General features: G+C 37.2%; 15 protein-coding genes. 10 read left to right on the top strand and 5 right to left on the bottom strand.

Annotation, left to right across the window (positions count from 1 at the left end; translation table 11 throughout):
* The first annotated feature begins 218 nt into the window (after positions 1-218).
* A complete protein-coding gene (locus AB1278_RS03715; protein ID WP_429812511.1) occupies positions 219-1,100 on the top strand; it encodes an RNA helicase in 882 nt (293 codons plus the stop codon).
* Positions 1,101-1,260: 160 nt separating this feature from the next.
* Here AB1278_RS03715 and AB1278_RS03710 read toward each other — a convergent pair whose 3' ends face one another.
* The gene (locus AB1278_RS03710; RefSeq protein WP_429812508.1) at positions 1,261-2,556 is read right to left on the bottom strand and encodes a phage integrase SAM-like domain-containing protein; all 1,296 of its coding nucleotides are present in this window, start codon (positions 2,554-2,556) and stop codon (positions 1,261-1,263) included.
* Between the two features lie 580 nt (positions 2,557-3,136).
* Between AB1278_RS03710 and AB1278_RS03705 the strand changes: the two genes are divergently transcribed.
* Genes AB1278_RS03705 through pyk form a run of 5 tightly spaced genes read left to right on the top strand, consistent with a single transcriptional unit; the run spans position 3,137 to position 7,319 of the window.
* Positions 3,137-3,376 (top strand): acyl carrier protein, encoded by a 240-nt coding sequence (locus AB1278_RS03705; RefSeq protein ID WP_002976354.1) that lies wholly within the window; start codon positions 3,137-3,139, stop codon positions 3,374-3,376.
* 35 nt (positions 3,377-3,411) lie between these two features.
* Positions 3,412-4,656, top strand: a complete 1,245-nt coding sequence (gene fabF / locus AB1278_RS03700; RefSeq protein WP_002976350.1) for a beta-ketoacyl-ACP synthase II — start codon at positions 3,412-3,414, stop codon at positions 4,654-4,656.
* 9 nt (positions 4,657-4,665) lie between these two features.
* Entirely contained in the window at positions 4,666-5,430 is a 765-nt protein-coding gene (rnc, locus tag AB1278_RS03695; protein ID WP_076594972.1) for a ribonuclease III, read from the top strand.
* Positions 5,408-5,881, top strand: a complete 474-nt coding sequence (locus tag AB1278_RS03690) for an IPExxxVDY family protein (protein WP_110008247.1) — start codon at positions 5,408-5,410, stop codon at positions 5,879-5,881. The genes rnc and AB1278_RS03690 overlap by 23 nt, the downstream gene beginning before the upstream one ends.
* A complete protein-coding gene (gene pyk, locus AB1278_RS03685) occupies positions 5,874-7,319 on the top strand; it encodes a pyruvate kinase (protein WP_110008248.1) in 1,446 nt (481 codons plus the stop codon). Before AB1278_RS03690 ends, pyk begins: the two co-directional genes overlap by 8 nt.
* A 186-nt stretch (positions 7,320-7,505) precedes the next feature.
* Here the strand turns inward: pyk and AB1278_RS03680 are convergent, their stop codons facing one another.
* The 3 genes from AB1278_RS03680 to hutI form a co-directional block, all read right to left on the bottom strand.
* Entirely contained in the window at positions 7,506-8,798 is a 1,293-nt protein-coding gene (locus tag AB1278_RS03680; protein ID WP_202841480.1) for an aldehyde dehydrogenase family protein, read from the bottom strand.
* 138 nt (positions 8,799-8,936) lie between these two features.
* Positions 8,937-9,857 (bottom strand): formimidoylglutamase, encoded by a 921-nt coding sequence (gene hutG / locus AB1278_RS03675; protein WP_202841482.1) that lies wholly within the window; start codon positions 9,855-9,857, stop codon positions 8,937-8,939.
* A 73-nt stretch (positions 9,858-9,930) separates the two neighbouring features.
* Positions 9,931-11,154, bottom strand: a complete 1,224-nt coding sequence (hutI, locus tag AB1278_RS03670; protein WP_429812490.1) for an imidazolonepropionase — start codon at positions 11,152-11,154, stop codon at positions 9,931-9,933.
* A 177-nt stretch (positions 11,155-11,331) separates the two neighbouring features.
* Between hutI and ruvB the strand changes: the two genes are divergently transcribed.
* The 4 genes from ruvB (at position 11,332) to coaE (ending at position 14,549) form a co-directional block, all read left to right on the top strand.
* A complete protein-coding gene (ruvB, locus tag AB1278_RS03665) occupies positions 11,332-12,354 on the top strand; it encodes a Holliday junction branch migration DNA helicase RuvB (RefSeq protein ID WP_429812487.1) in 1,023 nt (340 codons plus the stop codon).
* Between the two features lie 64 nt (positions 12,355-12,418).
* Positions 12,419-13,030, top strand: a complete 612-nt coding sequence (locus tag AB1278_RS03660; RefSeq protein WP_429812484.1) for an FMN-binding negative transcriptional regulator — start codon at positions 12,419-12,421, stop codon at positions 13,028-13,030.
* Between the two features lie 13 nt (positions 13,031-13,043).
* Positions 13,044-13,910 (top strand): MBL fold metallo-hydrolase, encoded by an 867-nt coding sequence (locus AB1278_RS03655; RefSeq protein WP_110008254.1) that lies wholly within the window; start codon positions 13,044-13,046, stop codon positions 13,908-13,910.
* A gap of 9 nt (positions 13,911-13,919) precedes the next feature.
* Positions 13,920-14,549 carry a dephospho-CoA kinase gene (coaE, locus tag AB1278_RS03650; RefSeq protein ID WP_429812481.1) on the top strand — a complete coding sequence of 210 codons (630 nt, stop codon included), beginning with the start codon at positions 13,920-13,922 and terminating at the stop codon, positions 14,547-14,549.
* Positions 14,550-14,687: 138 nt separating this feature from the next.
* Here coaE and AB1278_RS03645 read toward each other — a convergent pair whose 3' ends face one another.
* Entirely contained in the window at positions 14,688-19,121 is a 4,434-nt protein-coding gene (locus AB1278_RS03645; RefSeq protein ID WP_202841494.1) for a GEVED domain-containing protein, read from the bottom strand.
* Positions 19,122-19,205 lie beyond the last annotated feature (84 nt).

Here is a 19,205-nt window from a genome sequence, read left to right as displayed (position 1 = left end):
TGTGGACACATACACGTGGTGTAAAATATATTAAAACACTAACTATCAATTAGTTAATTAAAACAAATAGCAGAGTGGATTTTTCAACATTTTCAGTAAGCAATTTACTCATTAAATAATCTAATAAATGAGGTTAAAAACTATTCAAGATACATCCAATTTTATCATTTAACTTTTCATTAGTATTTTATTTATATTTGTTTTTAAAACATCTAACCATGACAACTAAAGAAAAGGAAGAATTAGACGCAGATAATAAATCACAAGAGAAAACTGAAAATAATGAACAAGATAACCGTCCAGTCTGCGGCTTAATTATGCCAATAGCTGATACAGACGGCTACCCTACAGGACACTGGAAGGAAGTAAAAAAGATTATAACATCTGTCGCTGAAGAAGCAGGATTCAGAACAAGACTTGTCAGTGAAAGCGAAGATGTACGTGTAATCCAGAAAACCATTGTTCAAAATGTTTTTGATGATGATATCGTAATATGTGATGTAAGCTCAAAAAATCCAAATGTAATGTTTGAATTAGGATTAAGATTTGCCTTTGATAAAGCAGCAGTAATAATAAAGGATGACGAAACTGGATACTCATTTGATACCAGTCCAGTAGAGCACATCAATTATAGAAAAGACTTACGTTTTTCATCTATTGAGCAATTTAAAAAAGACTTATCTCAAAAACTACGTGCTACATTTGAAAAATCAAAAGACGCTAATCACTCAATGTATTTACAAGATTTCGGAAAATTTGTTGTCAAAGAATTAGACACTAAAACAGTATCCGAAAATCAATATATTATTGAAAAGTTGAATGAAATGCAAAGGGAAATAAAGAATATTTCGGATTCAAATATGAAAGATATACCAAGAGAAATATTCACTATTGACACCAATGATAATAAAAAGATAAAAGATTTAGTTAAATCTCTTATCAAGGAATTAACGAATAACGGAGAGCATTATGCTGGCACTGGTTCTAAAACTGCATTAGCAGAATTAATTAGTAATATTTTGGAAGAAAAGTATAATATTCTAATTTCTAGCCGAACGGTTTATAAATATATTGGAGAATTCTTGTCGGAACAGCCTTGATATCCTAATATCAAAGTTATTTCTTTAATGATGCTATCTCAAATGTCAAATAATTTGAATTTTGTCATTTTGAGAACACTTTGAGATAGCAACATTTTAATTTCAATAAAGTCATAGTGTTAGCACATCATCAATAATAATTATTACTATTCTAAGAATCTTAATACCCAAGGCTTTTAAAAATCTTTGCTGTTGACTTTGCTTTCTCAACATCAGTTTTACTTATATAAGCTAGCAATTGCCTTTCCGTCTTATGCCCAGTAAAGTTTAACAAGTACGTTATTGGGATTTTCTCATAGAAATTTGTAGCAAAGCTTTTACGTCCAATGTGAGAGGTTACAAGTTGATATTTTGGATAGTTCCCAAATACCTTCCTTGTTATTCTAGGTAAACCGTCCCTTTTAATCGTCATAACTTTTCCGTTATATAGAACCTCATTTATACCAGCTAGCTCACAGACATCTTTAATATATAGATTAAGATTTACATCAGATATTTTACGTGGAAATTCTCCCTCTCTTTTCAGTAGAATTTTTTCAACTTTTTGCAGTACTGGAATTTGCATTTTAGTTCCCGTTTTAATTTGATTAAACTCAATGTATGATTGATTCTCATCATCACGTATAATCATACTGGAATTAAACCTTAAATAATCACTAACTCTCTGTCCTGTATAGCAAGCTATAAGAAGCCAGTCCCTCGCATTGTCCAGGTGCTCATTAGGCATTATTGTTCGTTCAATTTTATCTAATTCATCAAAAGTCAAGTAAATAGATTTAGGGACATTCCTAGAAGCTTTTTCAATATCAAAAGTCCACAAAAAAGTATGCTTATGAACTTCTATATCAAGCGACTCAGCAACCCTACAAATCATCTTCAGAAATTTGAGATTTCGATAAGTAGTGGATGTTTTATAGTTCTCTCGTAAACAATACTTCTCAAAATCAACTCTAAAGGAATTGTCTAAGTCAGAAAACTTCAAATGTTTAAATATCTTCTTTCTTACTCTTATGTCATCACAGTAACGTTTTATCAATTGCTTAACAACGTTTGCTTTCTTAATAGTTGATTCACTTACAATATCTTTCTTCAAGTTAATGTAATCATCAATAAATAAAAGTACATTGTCAGATTGTGGTTCATCTTTTTCTGAAACAAGCCTTTGGGGACAGATAGCAGCTTCAAGCCAACCTTTTACATCTATTTCAGGTTTAAAACTTGTATAATCTGAAATTATTTTTGTTTCAAGTCTAATAAGTTCTATATTCAATTCACCTAAATCACTATCTGTATTTCGTGAACTTATCACACATTTACCATTTTTCCAATCTTTTGGTTTACACTTTAAGTGTGAGATAGGCACTTTTACATCTATCTCCTTATCTCTTAATCGTACCCAAATTGTACTGTACTTGTTTTCAACTTTACCCCTGTTAAAAAAACTAACTGATGCCATAAATTTTCGATTCAAAATTGTTCCCAAAATTGTATCCGAACTCTAAAAGATAAGCATAAAACAATGGGTCTGTTTTATCTTCGGGCATGTAGAAAGCTTATGTATTGCTTGTTTGGACGAGGGTTCGAATCCCTCCAACTCCACTGAAACCACTGATTATTCAGTGGTTTTTTACTTTAAAACAAGCTTATACCAAACTTCAATGATAAAACTTACTGTTATATATTAATATATTATATATATGATGAGTTTTTTAAAAAAATCTTGAGATGTATAAAGCTTATTTGAAATCTCTTTTGTTATCACGCTAAAAACAACCCTACTTTTTTGACCTACCATTCATCAATCAAACCTAACAATGATGAAGTTCAGAAGAATTATCTTCTATTTCTCTCTCTGTCATTCCATGATTGGTTTTATATTCCCTGAACACTATAAATATAACCACCTGAAAACTAAAAGACTAAAGCGAAACAATCTAAAATGAAAGCTTCCGGTCCACAAAAAAGACTAAAAAAATGTTTTATCGTAAAGAATTTTATATATTTGCACCATCTAACAATTAAAAAAATAATTTACTATGTCAGACATTGCATCAAGAGTAAAAGCTATCATCGCTGATAAGCTTGACGTTGAAGAAACAGAAGTAACTCCTGAAGCTAGCTTCACTAACGATTTAGGAGCTGATTCACTAGATACAGTTGAGTTAATCATGGAATTTGAAAAAGAATTTAACATTCAGATCCCTGATGATCAAGCTGAAAAAATTACTACTGTAGGACACGCTATCGCTTACATCGAAGAAGTAGTAAATAAATAATATTCTTCAACAAAAAAAGAAATTAAACAAAGTTTATGGAATTAAAAAGAGTAGTTGTAACCGGATTTGGAGCAATAACACCAATAGGAAATAATGCAAAAGAATACTGGGAAAATCTTGTGAAAGGTGAGAGCGGTGCCGCTCCGATTACTCTTTTTGATGCCACAAACTTTAAAACTAAGTTTGCTTGCGAGGTAAAAAATTTCGATCCGTTACAGCATTTCGATAAGAAAGAAGCTAAAAAAATGGATAGAAATACTCAATTGGGACTTGTTGCTGCAAGAGAAGCAGTAGCGCATTCCGGCATTATTGAAGACAATGTAGATAAAAACAGAGTTGGTGTAATCTGGGGTTCCGGAATCGGAGGATTAGAGACTTTTGAAACTGAAGTGTTAGGATGGGCCAATACGGAAATTCCGAGATTCAACCCTTTCTTTATCCCAAAAATGATTGCGGATATCACTCCAGGACATATCTCAATTGAATACGGTTTCCACGGACCAAACTATACAACTGTATCTGCATGTGCATCTTCAGCAAATGCTATAATTGATTCCAAAATGCTGATCCAGTTAGGAAAAGCAGACGTGATTGTGTGTGGAGGCTCTGAAGCAGCCGTTACAGCAAGTGGTGTCGGTGGATTCAACGCAATGATGGCACTTTCTACAAGAAATGACGATCCAAAAACAGCTTCAAGACCTTTTGACAAAGACAGAGATGGATTTGTATTAGGTGAAGGGGCAGGATGTATTGTTCTTGAGGAATATGAGCACGCTGTAAAACGTGGTGCTACAATTTATGCAGAATTACTGGGAGGTGGTTTAAGTGCTGATGCACATCACATGACTGCTCCACATCCTGAAGGCCTTGGCGCTTATCTGGTAATGAAAAACTGTTTGGAAGATGCAGGCTTAACTGCTGATGAAGTAGATCATATCAACATGCATGGTACTTCTACTCCATTAGGAGACATCGCAGAATCCAATGCAATTTCGAAATTATTAGGCGAGCATGCTTATGACATTCAGATTAATTCTACAAAATCAATGACTGGCCATCTTTTAGGTGCTGCAGGTGTTATTGAAGCTATCGCTGCATTGGGAACTATTATTCATGGTACTGTTCCTCCAACCATCAACCATTTTACTGATGATGAAAATATTGACAGCCGATTAAACTTTACGTTTAATACAGCTGTGAAGAAAGATGTAAAAGTAGCCATGAGCAATACTTTTGGATTTGGCGGGCACAACGCTTGCGTTCTATTTAAGAAAATCTAAATTCAATGAATGGAGTTACAGAAATACTTTTCTAAATTCCTTCTCAAAAAAAGAAAAAGACAATTAACGGAGAGAGAGTATTTTCTCAGTACCGAGCTTAGAAAAGTATTGGGTACCGAGGTACAGAATATTGCTCTTTACCGCGAAGCTTTTTCTTTGAAAAATTCTTCTAAAAATCAAGACAGCAATTACGAAAGACTTGAATTTTTGGGAGATTCTGTTTTGGGTACAATTATTTCTTGTCATTTGTTCCAGACTTATCCTCAGGCCAATGAGGGATACCTGACACAAATGAAATCTAAGATTGTTAATAGGAAAAACCTCAATAAATTAGGAGAAGATCTCAAGCTTACCAGCCTTCTGCAAAAGCAGAACAGCTCATCAGCTTTGGGAGAGAATATCTCTGGAAATTTATTCGAAGCCTTAATCGGTGCCGTTTATTTAGACTTCCATTATGATACCTGTAAAAGGATTATTCTGGAAAAGTTACTGACCCCTTCCGAGATCAATAAGCTTGAAAACAAAATTGTAAGCTATAAAGGTCTCCTGCTCGAATGGAGCCAGAAGAAGAAAGTCAATATAAAGTACGAAACCTGCGAGGAAATACAGGCTAATAAATCTGTCGTATTCAGGTGCCATGTATGGCTGGGAGACGAAAAGATTGCTAATGCAACAGAGACTTCCAAAAAGAAGGCAGAGGAAAAAGCAGCACAGAGGGCATTTTATATTTTAAACAAAAAAGAAAATATACTTGGAAATTCAAAAACTTTATGATCTTGATGATATAGAATTTGAAGATATTGCCATAGGATTGGTAAGATTAGCCAAAGATATACCTGCTCACGAGTTTTTCTACAAAATAAATCAAATCAACAACCTCAGTTTTTCAAGAAAGAAAGATCTTGTCTTTCATGGGGGATATTATGATTATTTTTTTCCAAGATATGAAGCCTATCACAAGTTTTCGAAGACCTGTTTTACCTTCATTTCCAATAAATCTTCCGAAAGTAAGCAAAAAAAAATCCAGACAGAACTCTTTACAGAAGAAGAAAACATTAAATTTTTATTAAATAATCAGGTAGATGTGGAATATATTCTGCATAGTTCGGAACAGTTTCCTGATTTTTCCGTAATTTTGCTCCCTGAAAATCTTGTTTTTCCAATTCAAGATTATACATTGAGTTCTGAAGAGGAACTTTATCAAATTATCCAGTATTATGAATAAGTATTTAAAGAAGACAAAAATTATCGCAACACTAGGGCCTGCTTCATCGTCGAAGGAGGTAATGTTAGATCTAATGAAAGCGGGTGTTGATATTTTCAGAATAAATTTTTCACATGCAGATTACGACTTAGTTCGAAAAAATATTGAAATAATTAGAGAGCTAAACAGTGAGTATGGTTATTCTGTAGGAATTCTCGGCGACCTTCAGGGACCTAAACTGAGAGTGGGAGTTGTAAAGGAAGGATCTTACCTGAACCCAGGTGATATTCTTACCTTCACTAATGAAAAGATGGAGGGAGATTCCACAAAGGTATACATGACGTACCAACAGTTTCCACAAGACGTAAAAGTAGGTGAAAGAATCCTTATTGATGATGGGAAACTAATGCTGGAGGTTATCGAAACCAATGAAAAAGATACTGTAAAAGCAAAAACTATTCAGGGAGGTCCGTTAAGTTCTAAAAAAGGAGTTAATCTACCTAATACAAATGTTTCTCTTCCTGCCTTGACAGAAAAAGATGTTCAGGATGCTAATTTCATGCTTGACATGGAAGTTGACTGGATTGCTCTTTCTTTCGTACGTCACGCACAGGACATTATTGACCTGAAAGAATTAATTGCAAACCACCCGAACGGTAAATTCAAGACTCCTATTATTGCGAAGATTGAAAAACCTGAAGGCGTTAAAAATATTGATGAAATCCTTCTTGAATGCGACGGATTAATGGTAGCACGTGGAGACCTTGGGGTAGAAGTTCCTATGGAGGAAGTTCCTGCGATCCAGAAAAACCTGGTAGAAAAAGCAAGATTCTACTCTAAACCTGTTATCATTGCCACTCAGATGATGGAAACGATGATCAACAGCTTAACACCAACAAGAGCGGAAGTAAACGACGTTGCGAACTCTGTATTGGACGGAGCTGATGCTGTAATGCTTTCCGGAGAAACTTCAGTAGGCAGATATCCGGTACAGGTTGTGGAAAACATGGCTAAAATTGTAAAAAATATCGAAACTACTCATTTCTACCAACACAAAAATGAGCCTATCGAGAAAGATTATAACTGTATTGATGAAAGATTCATTACCAACAGGGTTTGTCTTGCAGCAGTAAGAATTGCTAAAACAACCAATGTTTCTGCTATTGTAACCCTTACTCATTCAGGATATACAGCCTTCCAGCTTGCAGCACACAGACCAAACTCCCACATCATCGTATATAGTGGTAACAGAAGAGTAATTACGATGTTGAACCTTCTTTGGGGTGTACATGCCTATTACTACGATATGAAGAAGTCTACTGACGAAACGATCATCCAGGTCAATATGTTAACGCATAACTATGGTTATATTGAAACCGGAGATTTCGTCATCAATATCAATGCTACTCCATCATATGAAGGTGGAAAAACGAATACATTGAGACTTACGACAGTATAAGCAATAAGCAAAATTACTTTTTGTCAAAGCATAAAAAACTCCCGGAAACTAGTTTCCGGGAGTTTTTATTTTATAGTGTAAAGTTTACTGTTAACTTATAAATGGTAGTTTGTCATTCTGAACGCAACGAAGTGAAGTGAAGAATCTCTGAGATTCCTTGTTTCCTCGGCATGACATTTTATCCTTTTAATTTCCTACAATCGTCTTAGCTGTTACAAATTCTTTTAAAGCCAGTAAAGACAATTCTGTTCCATATCCGGAAGCTTTTGATCCTCCGAAAGGAAAACGGGGATCAGAGCTTGTCATACGGTTGATATTGACTGTTCCAGATTCAAGGTTTTCAATGAAGAATAGCTGACGGTCTTTATTTTTAGTCCATACGGAATTGGAAAGCCCGAATGGAATATCATTGGCCATTTGTAAAGCCTCTTCATCATTTTTTGCAATCATCACCATACCCAGAGGTCCGAAAAGTTCTTCTTTTAAAATAGGATTTCCTTCCTTCACTCTGATTAAACCTGGTTTAAATTCATTTTCAGAAACTCTTTCCAGAGGAATAATAATTTCAGCACCATTTTCCAATGCCCTGTTGAACTGAGCTTCCAGTTCATCAGCAAGGTCAGGTCTCGCCATTCCGGCCAGTTTGGTTTCTTTATCTAAAGGATCTCCAATCTCATATTTCTTATATTCTTCAATGAAGATTGGTAAGAACTGATCTTCAATTTTTTCATCAATGATAAATCTTTTTGCCGCAGTACAGGTTTGCCCGCAGTTTTGAAGTCTTGATTTTACACCGGCTCTGGCTGCTTCTTCAAGATCTGCATCATCAAAAATAATAAACGCATCACTTCCACCTAATTCAAGCAAAGATTTTTTGATATTTAAACCGGCTATTGAAGCAACTTCTCCTCCGGCTTTTCCGCTGCCTGTCAAGCTTACCCCTTTTATAGTATCATGTTCAAGGATTTCCTTTACCGCTTTATGTCCTACCTCAAGATTCTGGAAAACACCTTCCGGAAAACCTGCTTCCAGAAGAACTTCTTCAATGGCATTTCCGCTTCCGAAACAAATTGAAGCATGCTTCAAAACTATTGTATTTCCTGCTAAAATGGCAGGAGTAGCAAATCTCAATACCTGCCAGAAAGGAAAATTCCACGGCATTACACCTAAGATTACTCCTTTCGGAGCATAGTGAACTTCAGAATAAGCAAATTCCGATTCTACTTTTTCTGGTTGTAAAGTATTCTCGGCGCCTGCATAATAATTCATCATTAAAGCACACTTTTCCACTTCAGCAATAGATTCTGAAATGGGTTTATTCATTTCTGTTGTAATTATCTTTCCAAATTTCTCCGAATTATTCTTTAAAATTTCCGCTGCTTTTGCAATTAACTTCTGCCTTTCCTCAAACGGCACTTTTCTCCACACTGAAAACGCTTTATCTGCTTTAATAAGCTTGCTTTCAATTAATTGTTCCATAATATAAATTTCTGTTTTAAATTCAGCTAATGAATTTATAAGCGCCTTTATTTTAAAAGCACGGTGAAATCAGCAAATTCCATTCCTTAAGGGTCAATAAAATAATGATTTTCTCTATCGGAAGAATATAACTTTATCTTAAATCATTAGCCATTCATTCACAAGACATGCTGCCAGTCTTGCTGTTCTGTCCTGGATATCGAAAGAAGGGTTCACTTCTGCCACGTCCAGCGCTACCAGTTTTTTATTTTTTAAGATATGTCTGTAAAAATGCATAAAAGCTGTATCTGCAAAGATACCGTTATATGCCGCCGCGGAAACTCCAGGAGCGACTGATGCATTAAAGACGTCCATGCAAATGGTAAGATAGGCATAATCTACACTGTCCAGCAGTTCGTCAATACGCTGATAGACGGAGGTAAGATTTTCAAAAAATAATTCGTCTGCCAGAATATATTTCATTCCATACTGATGAGCGGTATCAAAAAGCTTTAATGTATTGGAGTTTCTCTGGATTCCAATATGCAAAGAATGGATAGGTCCTTCCTGAGCAATCTGCCAAAACCCGGTTCCGGAGCTTGGTCCTACTCCTTTTTCCGGCTGTCTGTTATCGAAATGGGCATCGATATTGATGATTCCTATTTTCTGTTCCGGAAAGGCTGTTTTAACGCCCAGATAATGAGCATACGTCACTTCATGACCTCCACCTAAAACAAGAGATTTTCCTCCTTTTAAAAGTACTTTTGACACATTTTTGGCAAGGTTATTCTGTGTATTTTCCAGATTGCCGTCTTCACAGGTAACATTCCCAAAGTCCAGCATGGAAAAGTCAGGAAGAATCACCGGAAAATTAGACATATTTTTCCTGATCACATCTGGAGCATCTTTTGCTCCCTGACGGCCTTTGTTTCTTCTTACTCCTTCATCTACAGCAAAACCGTGCAATGCAAAATCTCCTGTAGAAATATTGTCGTAATTACGTTCTTCTTTTACCCGTTGAAATATTCTGTGATAGAGAAGTTCTTCTCCGTCCAATCTGCCTTGCCAAATAGTACTCATTATTCAGTCATTTGCCTATTGTCTGTTATTCAATCAGCATCGATTGAAGAACAAATATGGTTATTTAATAATTTTATATAAGATTTCCATCAATATAAACATGTTCAGTTTTCAGGCTTCCCTGGTTATACAGTATATTCTGGAAATTATTGGTTTTAAAAGTGACAAAATCTGCCTTTTTCCCTGTTTCCAATTGTCCTCTGTCTTCAAGATCCAATGCAAAAGCAGCACGGAAGGTCATCCCTGCCAAAACTTCAGCTGTTGTAAGCTTTTGGAAGGTGGCTAAAATAGATGCCTGGGTAATGAGATTTCCCATTGGGGCAGAGCCCGGATTCCAGTCACTAGCAATAGCCACGATAGCACCTGCGTCTAATAATTTTCTTGCAGGGGTAAATTTCTCGCCAAGTCCAAGGCTCGCTCCGGGAAGAGCTGTTGCTACGGTGTCAGACTCTGCAAGGAATTGAATATCTTCATCAATGGTTGCTTCCAGATGGTCTGCAGACTTCGCTCCTACTTCTACTGCAATTCTTGAACTTCCAGGGGTAAACTGATCTGCATGAACGGTAATTTCAAAACCTAATTCTTTTGCTTTTAATAAGAATTCTTTACTTTCTTCAGGCTGAAAAGCAGATTTTTCAATAAAAATATCTACTCTGTTTGCCAATTCTTCTTCTTTTACTTTCGGTAAAATTTCGGTAAGGATATATTCCAGATATTCAGGGTTACCTCCTTCAAAATCTTTTGGTTTTAAATGTGCTGAAAGGCAGGTAGGAACTAAAGTGGCTTTAGTTTCATTCTGTGCTTTTTTAATAATTCTAAGCATCTTCAACTCGCTTTCCACACCCAGACCGTAGCCGCTCTTCACTTCAATGGTGGTAATTCCCAGATCAACCAAAAAGTTGATTCTTTCTATTAAAGTTTTTAACAGTTCTTCTTCTGATGCATTTCTTGTATGCTGTACGGAACTCCAGATTCCACCACCGCTTTCTGCAATCTCAAGGTAAGTTTTCCCTGCATTACGCATCGCAAAATCGTTGGCACGGTTTCCTCCGAAACAAATATGGGTATGTGAATCTACAAAAGCAGGAAGAACAACCTGCTCTCCTTCAATATGTTCAATTTCTATAGTGGGATTTTCTGTTTTTAATGTTTCAAAACTTCCAACTTTCTGAATGGTATTCTGATCTACTACAATTCCTCCGTCTGCAATAATTTCAAGCTGTTCATCAGAAAGTTTTCCTCTTAAGGGTAAGTTAGCAAGTGTTACCACCTGCTTAAATGGTCCTATTAATTTCATTAATATGTATTAATAATTTCTTCTCTCAAAAATACTTAAAATATCCCAATTATTTAAATCTTAGCGGTTCTCATTTTCAACCCAGGCTTAAACCGCTGTATCAATCTCAACGTTTTCTCAATCTGGCCTTCAACCTTTGTCTAAATTTGCTATCTTTGAAGTAAATGAAATGAATTAATGCCAGATTTTTTACATCCAGATAAGGAAAACTACTCAAACGAGGAGCTGATGCAGGAAGAGCAGATCCGTCCCCAGAGCTTTAAAGATTTTGCGGGACAGAGAAAAACGCTGGAGAACCTTGAAGTTTTTGTTACCGCTGCGAAAAGACGTGGCGGAGCACTAGATCATGTTTTATTACACGGTCCGCCGGGGCTTGGTAAAACGACTTTGGCCAATATTATCGCTAATGAACTTGGGGTAAACTGCAAGATTACTTCCGGGCCAGTATTGGATAAGCCGGGAAGTTTAGCGGGCTTATTGACCAATCTGGAAGAAAATGATGTTCTTTTCATTGATGAGATTCATCGTCTTTCTCCTGTAGTGGAAGAATACCTGTATTCTGCTATGGAAGACTATAAGATTGATATTATGCTGGAAACAGGTCCCAATGCCAGAAGTGTACAGATCGCCTTAAATCCGTTTACTCTGGTGGGAGCTACTACAAGAAGTGGAATGCTTACGAAGCCAATGCTTGCCCGATTCGGGATTCAGAGCAGGCTGGAATATTATTCTATTGAACTTTTATCAACCATTATTCAGAGAAGTGCAAGGGTTTTAGGAGTTGTCATTTATGAAGATGCTGCGATAGAAATAGCAAGAAGAAGCCGTGGAACGCCAAGGATTGCCAATGCATTACTGAGAAGAGTACGTGATTTTGCCGAAATCAAAGGAAACGGTGAGATTGAGATCAAGATTACCAAATATGCTTTGGATTCTTTAAACGTGGACGAATTTGGTCTGGATGAAATGGATAATAAAATCATGCGTGTCATGATTGAAAATTTTAAAGGAAAACCGGTTGGTATTTCTGCCCTGGCAACCTCAATTGCCGAAAATCCGGAAACACTGGAAGAAGTATATGAACCGTTTCTGATTCAGGAAGGTTTTATTATCCGAACTCCAAGAGGACGGGAAGTTACCGACAAAGCTTACAAACATTTGAATATTACAAGGCCTAAAGACCCGGGAGAGCTATTTTAAATTCAAAGTTTTGAATTCACGGTTCAAAGTTAAAAGTTTAAGCTTAATGAGAATTGATTAGTTTATGTTTATACCTAAATTATACAGAAGCGAAGATTACGATTTGATGAGAGAGATTATCAAAGAAAACTCTTTTGCTTTACTGATTTCTTCTGTTGATAAGATACGGGCAACCCATTCCATGATGATGCTTAATGAGGATAATCCTGAAAATATTTATATTGAAACCCATATTTCACGGGCTAATCCCCAGGCAAAAACCTTACAAAATGGAGATGAAGTTCTTTGTGACTTTTTGGGAGCGCACACTTATATATCGAGCAGCTGGTATGATCATATGAATGTTTCCACCTGGAATTATGAGGCGGTACAGATTCACGGAAAAGTTGAAATAATGAATCATGATGAACTGTATGCCCATTTGGATAAATTAACGTCCCAATATGAAAGTTTTCAGCAATGTCCAATGATGGTGAAAGACATGGGAAGGGAATTTGTGGAAAAGGAAATGAAAGGTGCTTTTGGGATTAAAGTTATTCCAACCGAAATATTCATCAAACAAAAACTTTCTCAGAACAGAAAAGATAATGATTTTAACAACATCATTACTCAACTTGAACAATCTGATGATAACGCAAGAAAAATTGCGGAGAAAATGAAATTAATAAAGAAATAATCAAAATATACATATGAAGTTATATCCAATACAATGTGGAAAATTTAAACTGGACGGCGGTGCTATGTTCGGAGTCGTCCCGAAGAGTCTGTGGGAAAAAACAAACCCGGCAGACGAAAAAAACCTGATTGAGCTGGGAACCCGTTCTCTGCTTATTGAAGATGGAAAAAAATTAATCCTGGTAGACTGCGGTTTAGGCAACAAACAGGATGACAAGTTTTTTGGACATTATTCTCTTTGGGGAGACGATACTCTTGATAAAAATCTTAAAAAATATGGCTTTATAAAGGAAGATATTACGGATGTATTCCTTACTCATCTTCACTTTGACCACTGCGGCGGAGCTATAGAATGGAATGACGACAGAACCGGATACAGACCTGCCTTTAAAAACGCCAACTTCTGGACGAATGAAAATCACTGGCAGTGGGCTACAGAACCTAACGCAAGGGAAAAAGCCAGCTTCCTGAAGGAAAATATTATGCCAATGCAGGAAAGCGGACAGCTTAACTTTTTGCCACTTCCCACTACCGGAAACTACGGTTTCGCTCCTGATCTGAAGATGGACGTTATCTTCGTAGACGGACATACGGAAAAGCAGATGCTTCCGGTAATCCAATATCAGGAAAAAACGGTTGTTTTTGCAGCCGATCTTATTCCTACCGCAGGACATATCAATCAGGTATACGTGATGGGATATGATACCAGACCTCTTTTAACACTGGAAGAAAAAGGGAAATTCCTTAAGCAGTGTGTAGACAACGAATATTTATTGTTCTTTGAACATGATGCTCATAACGAATTGGCAAGTCTTAAAATGACCGATAAAGGGGTAAGACTTGATGAAACGTTTAGCTTTAATGATGTTTTTGGATATTAATTTTTAATCATGGAAGAATTACATTCAGAAACACAGCAGACAGAGCCGGAACCAGCACCCAAGATCATTGGTTTAACAGGAGGAATAGGTTCCGGAAAAACCACAGTAGCACGCTTTATAGAGGAATTCGGCTTTCCGGTTTATTATTCCGATGACAGAGCAAAAGCTATAGTTAATGAGAGTGAGGATCTGAAAATAAAAATCAAAGAACTTCTTGGTGAAGATGCTTATGATGAAAACGGATTGTATGACAGAAAATTTGTAGCGGATAAAGTTTTTAAAAACAGAGACCTGCTTCAGCAGTTGAATGAAATTATTCATCCCGCTGTAAGAATTGATTTTGAAAACTGGGTTAAGAAACAAAGCAAATATTTAGTTTTTAAAGAAACAGCTTTACTGTTTGAACTGAAACTTAACAGACAATGTTATAAGTCTCTTCTGGTAACAGCCGAGGATAACATCAGGATCAAAAGAGTAATGGACAGGGATAATAAAACCTACCGCGAGGTAGAAACGGTCATGGAAAAACAAATGCCCGAAAGGGATAAAATTAAAATGGCAGACTGCATTATCTACAATAATACCAATCTGGAAGAATTAAAAGAAGAAACTGAAAAAGTGATCTTCAGTATTGAATAAATAAAAACTCGTTAGAAACTTTTCTAACGAGTTTTTTTCTGCAAAAAATTTTTCCTGAGGGGACGGATTCTTCCGAGATCTTTTACAAAAAAATAAGCCTCCATTTCCGGAGGCTTATTCTATTTGAAATCTAAATGATTATTCTTTGATAAATTTCTTTTGGGTAGTAGTACCGTTGTCATCGATATCAATTACATAAACACCGTTAATCAATCTGCTTACATTGATCTGGTTGTTGAGTAGGATACCGTCTGCGATAACCTGTCCGGCTGCATTGTAGATCTTATATTTAGCCCTCTTGCTAACATTTTTTACAAACAGTACTGAGCTTACCGGGTTAGGATAAATCATAACACTTGTCTGATCAACCGGGTTAGCGACAACAGGTTTAGAGATTCTTACCGTGTAATCCTCTACTTCTCCGTTTTTGAAGTCAGTACAGTTTACAGGGATACCGTCTCTCGACATGGCTACTCTCATCACTACATACTTATAATCTGTCATACTTACAAAGGCATCTGCCGGTACATTGAATTTACCTGAAACAGGGCTGTTTGAGTTTGGTGAAGAAGTAAATACTCTTTCATTGATGTCAAACTCTCCGTTTCTGTTGAAGTCAATCCAAACTGCGATTCCTTCGTTGTAAGTAGTTCCTGTCCATTTTTTCTCAATGATGATCTCATTGTCAGTGGAGCCCTGGATCATCTCGATGAATGTTTTAGGAACTCCTGTGTAATCTGTATACGTCGATGCTCCGGATTCATTCTCCATTGTTTTCTTACCAGTAGGCTTCACTGTAACTTTAGAGATATGCTCTCCTGTTGAGTTTTCAGCCTTCATCTTACAGTAGATTACTGTAGGAGTTGTAAAGTAGTAAGGAGGAGTATAGTTTCCTGGTGTACCGTTACAGATATTCACTACCTGCATTTCATATTTTGTTAATTCTGTAAGACCTGTCAATACAAGGTTATTAACTAATGATGGTACTTCTGTCCAGCTCGGAATTCCTACTTTTCTATATCTAAGAACATATGTTGCTCCCGGGAACGGATCCCACTGAATTGCCGCTGATGTAGGAAGCAATTGGGTAATTGTTAGTCCCGGAGGCGGAATCTCACATATTCTTTCTGTTGTAAATACTTTAGGATTTGAATATGGATTTAATGTACTTTCACCGTTACACTGGTTAGCAATCTGTACTTCATAAGTTGTGTATGGCTCCAGAGGAGTTGCACTTCCTAATACATAAGTATTGGCAGGAGCTGCCGGTAAACTCACTATATTCCATGGCCCTGTACTACCTACTTTTCTCCATCTCATGGTATACGTAGAACTTGCTGCAAGCGGAGACCACGTAATCAATGCTGTTGTTGGAGTAATATTAGTTACTGTTACATTCGGAGGAGTAGGATCACATCTTGTAGTAAATGTTTTGATTGGTGTTGCCGTTCCAACGATATCTCCACAGATTGCCGCAACCTCTACTTCATAAGTAGTTGCTGGAGTCAATCCACTGATTACTAAAGGAAGGTTACCTAATTGTGCAGAAGCATATACCTGCGTCCAGACAGTTGTTCCCTGCACTCTGTATCTCACCACATAACTTACTCCTGCTCCTGTGATGGTAACAGTAGCTGTTGTATGCGTTGTTGTAAATGTTGGTGCGTTAGGAGTTGCATTGCTGCAAGGTCTGATTCTTACTCTGTAGTCTTCTACTTCTCCATCTACTGCGTTCTGACACATTACAGGAGCATTTGTACGTTTCAGTACAACCCTCATTGTAGTTGTTAATAGTCCTGTGTAAGCATTCGAAGGAACTGCAAAAGTAGCCGTCACCGGAGTTGTTGTGTTGGCTGGAGAAATTAAAATTCTCTCGGCATCTGTAAACTGTCCGTTTCTGTCAAAGTCGATCCAGGCTGTTACAGCATCGTTACCTGTTGCACCTGTCCAGCCTTTTGCTACGGAAATTTTATTATTCTGAGAATCTACATCTAAAGTAATAAGAGTTTCCGGAGAAGTATAACTGATATAATTGGTCTGTACCGAAGTATTATTCATCGGAGGAACTCCAAGGTTCGAAGAGGTAACTGTTACATTCGAAATATGGTCATTCGTACCCGTTCCTGTCATTTGACAGTAAGTTAATGGAGGGGTTGTGAATGTTACTGTTGACGAGTAAGAACCTGTGGAACCGTTACAAGTTGTAGAAACCTGAACATCATAATTAGTCTGCTCTGTAAGACCAGTAATTCCATAGAAGTTCTGACCCGCAGGAACTGTAGCTGTCTGCCACACTCCACCCGGAGAAACTCTCCATCTGATATTATAAGTAGCTCCTGCAGTAGCAACCCATGATACCGTTGCTGTAGTAGCTCCGATATTATTTACTGTAATATTTGTTGGAGCGGCCGTTGAACAAGGCTGAGCATCTACAAATTTTACTGCATAATCTTCTACCTCTCCCTGAGTGAATGTACCACAAGGGTTAGCATTATCAAAATATCTCATTACTACACGCATACGGGTAGGAAGAGTTCCTGTATACACGTTACCACTTGCAACGGTAGGTACTGAGAAAGTAGCCGTTACAGGAGTAGTTGTATTGTATGTGGTATTAAGAATTCTTTCACTGGTTTCAAATGTTCCGTTTCTGTTAAAGTCTACCCAGGCTGAAACTGCATATGAAGAAGGAGAACCCGGCCAGTATTTGTTTACAGAAATTTTATTATTTGCTGAACCTCTTTCAAAGATTACTACTCTTGTAGCATCCGGTGTATAATCTTTATAATTGTCAGATCCGGAATTACTCATCATAATAGGAGTATTCGTAGGAGTAACAGTTACATTATTAATATATCCGCTTGTTGCAGTATTGCTTGTAGGACCTGCTGTACAATAAGTAAGAGTAGGTGTTGTAAAGGTAACAGTTGGTGAGAATGCCCCTGTAGTACCTCCACAAACAGTGGCTACCTGTACATCGTATGCAGTCTGTTCCAATAATCCGGTAAGTAATTGGTTACTGATTAATGGTGTATTTACTGCAATCTGCTGCCATGCTCCGGAAGGAGAAACTCTGTATCTTACGATATAAGTAGCTCCTGTAGTGGATGTCCAAGTAACATTCGCTGAAGAAGGGGTTACATTATTAACCATGATATTAGATGGCGGTGCTGTAGAACATCCAGCCAAATCGATAAGTTTTACTGCATAGTCTTCAGTTTCACCATAATAATAAGTTCCACAAGCACTAATTGGGCTGTATTCATTTAATACAACACGCATTTTTGTAGTCAGGTTTCCTGTATAAGCACCACCGGCAGCAGTTGGTACTGTAAATGTAGCGGTAACCGGAGTTGTTGTATTACTTGGTGAAGTAAGTACTCTTTCACTCGCTTCAAAAACACCATTACGGTTAAAGTCAATCCAAACTCCTGTCAAGAAGCCGTACTGGTAGCCTGGCCACGTTTTTGAAACTGAAACGGTAGCTGTACCTCCTCTTACCAAAGTAACTACTCTTGCAGGATCTGTACTGTAATCTGTATAGCCACTCTGACCGGAGTTGCTGTACATAGACGGAGCACCTTGTGCATTTACAGAAACCTGATTGATATATCCATCAATATAGGTACTCGTAGCAGCGGAATTACAATAAGTAAGTGCAGGAGTTGTAAAGTTGACGCTGGAAGAGAATGCTCCCTGTGTTCCTCCACAGACAGTCGCTACCTGAACTTCATACTGAGTCTGCTCAGTTAATCCGGTAATAATCTGGTTTGCGACCATAGGAGTTGTCACATTGATTGTTGTCCAAGCTCCTCCTGATACAGGTCTGTATCTTACAACATAAGTGGCACCTGCAGAAAGGTACCAGCCTATATTAGCAGAAGTTGTTGTCAGGTTTGAAACTGTAATATTGGTAGGCGGAGCTGTTGAACAAGCCGGAAGCGGGTGGCTTTCCAACTGTATTCTGGGAATATCTGCAAGTCTGTCTTTTGCAGAAGGAGGTGCTGCAGGATCAGGATTTGCGCTATCTTCATAATAGATGATCCCCCTGTTTGCTCCTGCATTGTATGATCCCCAGGCCGTACCTGGAGAAGATGCATAATCAGGAGTTTTTTCATTTACAGCAACCACAAGGTTGTCTGTTCCATTCCATAAAAATGGTGTAGACAATTGAAGAGTTACCCAGCTTCCATTCGTTAAGTTAGGTAAAACTCCGTCAAACACCTGAGTCATAGAACTTACCGGAATCCAGCTTGTATTGGTGGCAAAGTTATTCTGGGTTGTATTTCCCATGTATACCACCCAATCCTTATATACAGCCTGAGAGGATGCAACGGTGGTGGAATAAAACTTTATAGCCGTGATATAGTTTGACGTACCTATAGCAGTCGTAAGCTCTGCAGCAGTATAAATCTGCTGAGAATAACTATACCCATAATAGGAACGTATGGGGAGATACACAGAGGTACCCGTTCCTGTCCCGATCTGGCCTGCCTGAGCCGAGACTTTGGATACAAAGCCTGTGCAAATCAAACAGAGAAACAGAATTAAAGAGGTAAAGAATTTCTTCATAATGTTTTCATTATAATATTAATCACACAAATCTAATCATTTTTTATTATTAATTTATAAGTACATTTATGTTTTTTTTATAAA

It is taken from the genome of Chryseobacterium sp. NRRL B-14798, from assembly GCF_050470705.1.
Classification (GTDB): domain Bacteria; phylum Bacteroidota; class Bacteroidia; order Flavobacteriales; family Weeksellaceae; genus Chryseobacterium; species Chryseobacterium cupriresistens.
Note: the sequence above shows the minus strand (reverse complement) of the source record. Positions and strands in the feature narration are given on the sequence as shown.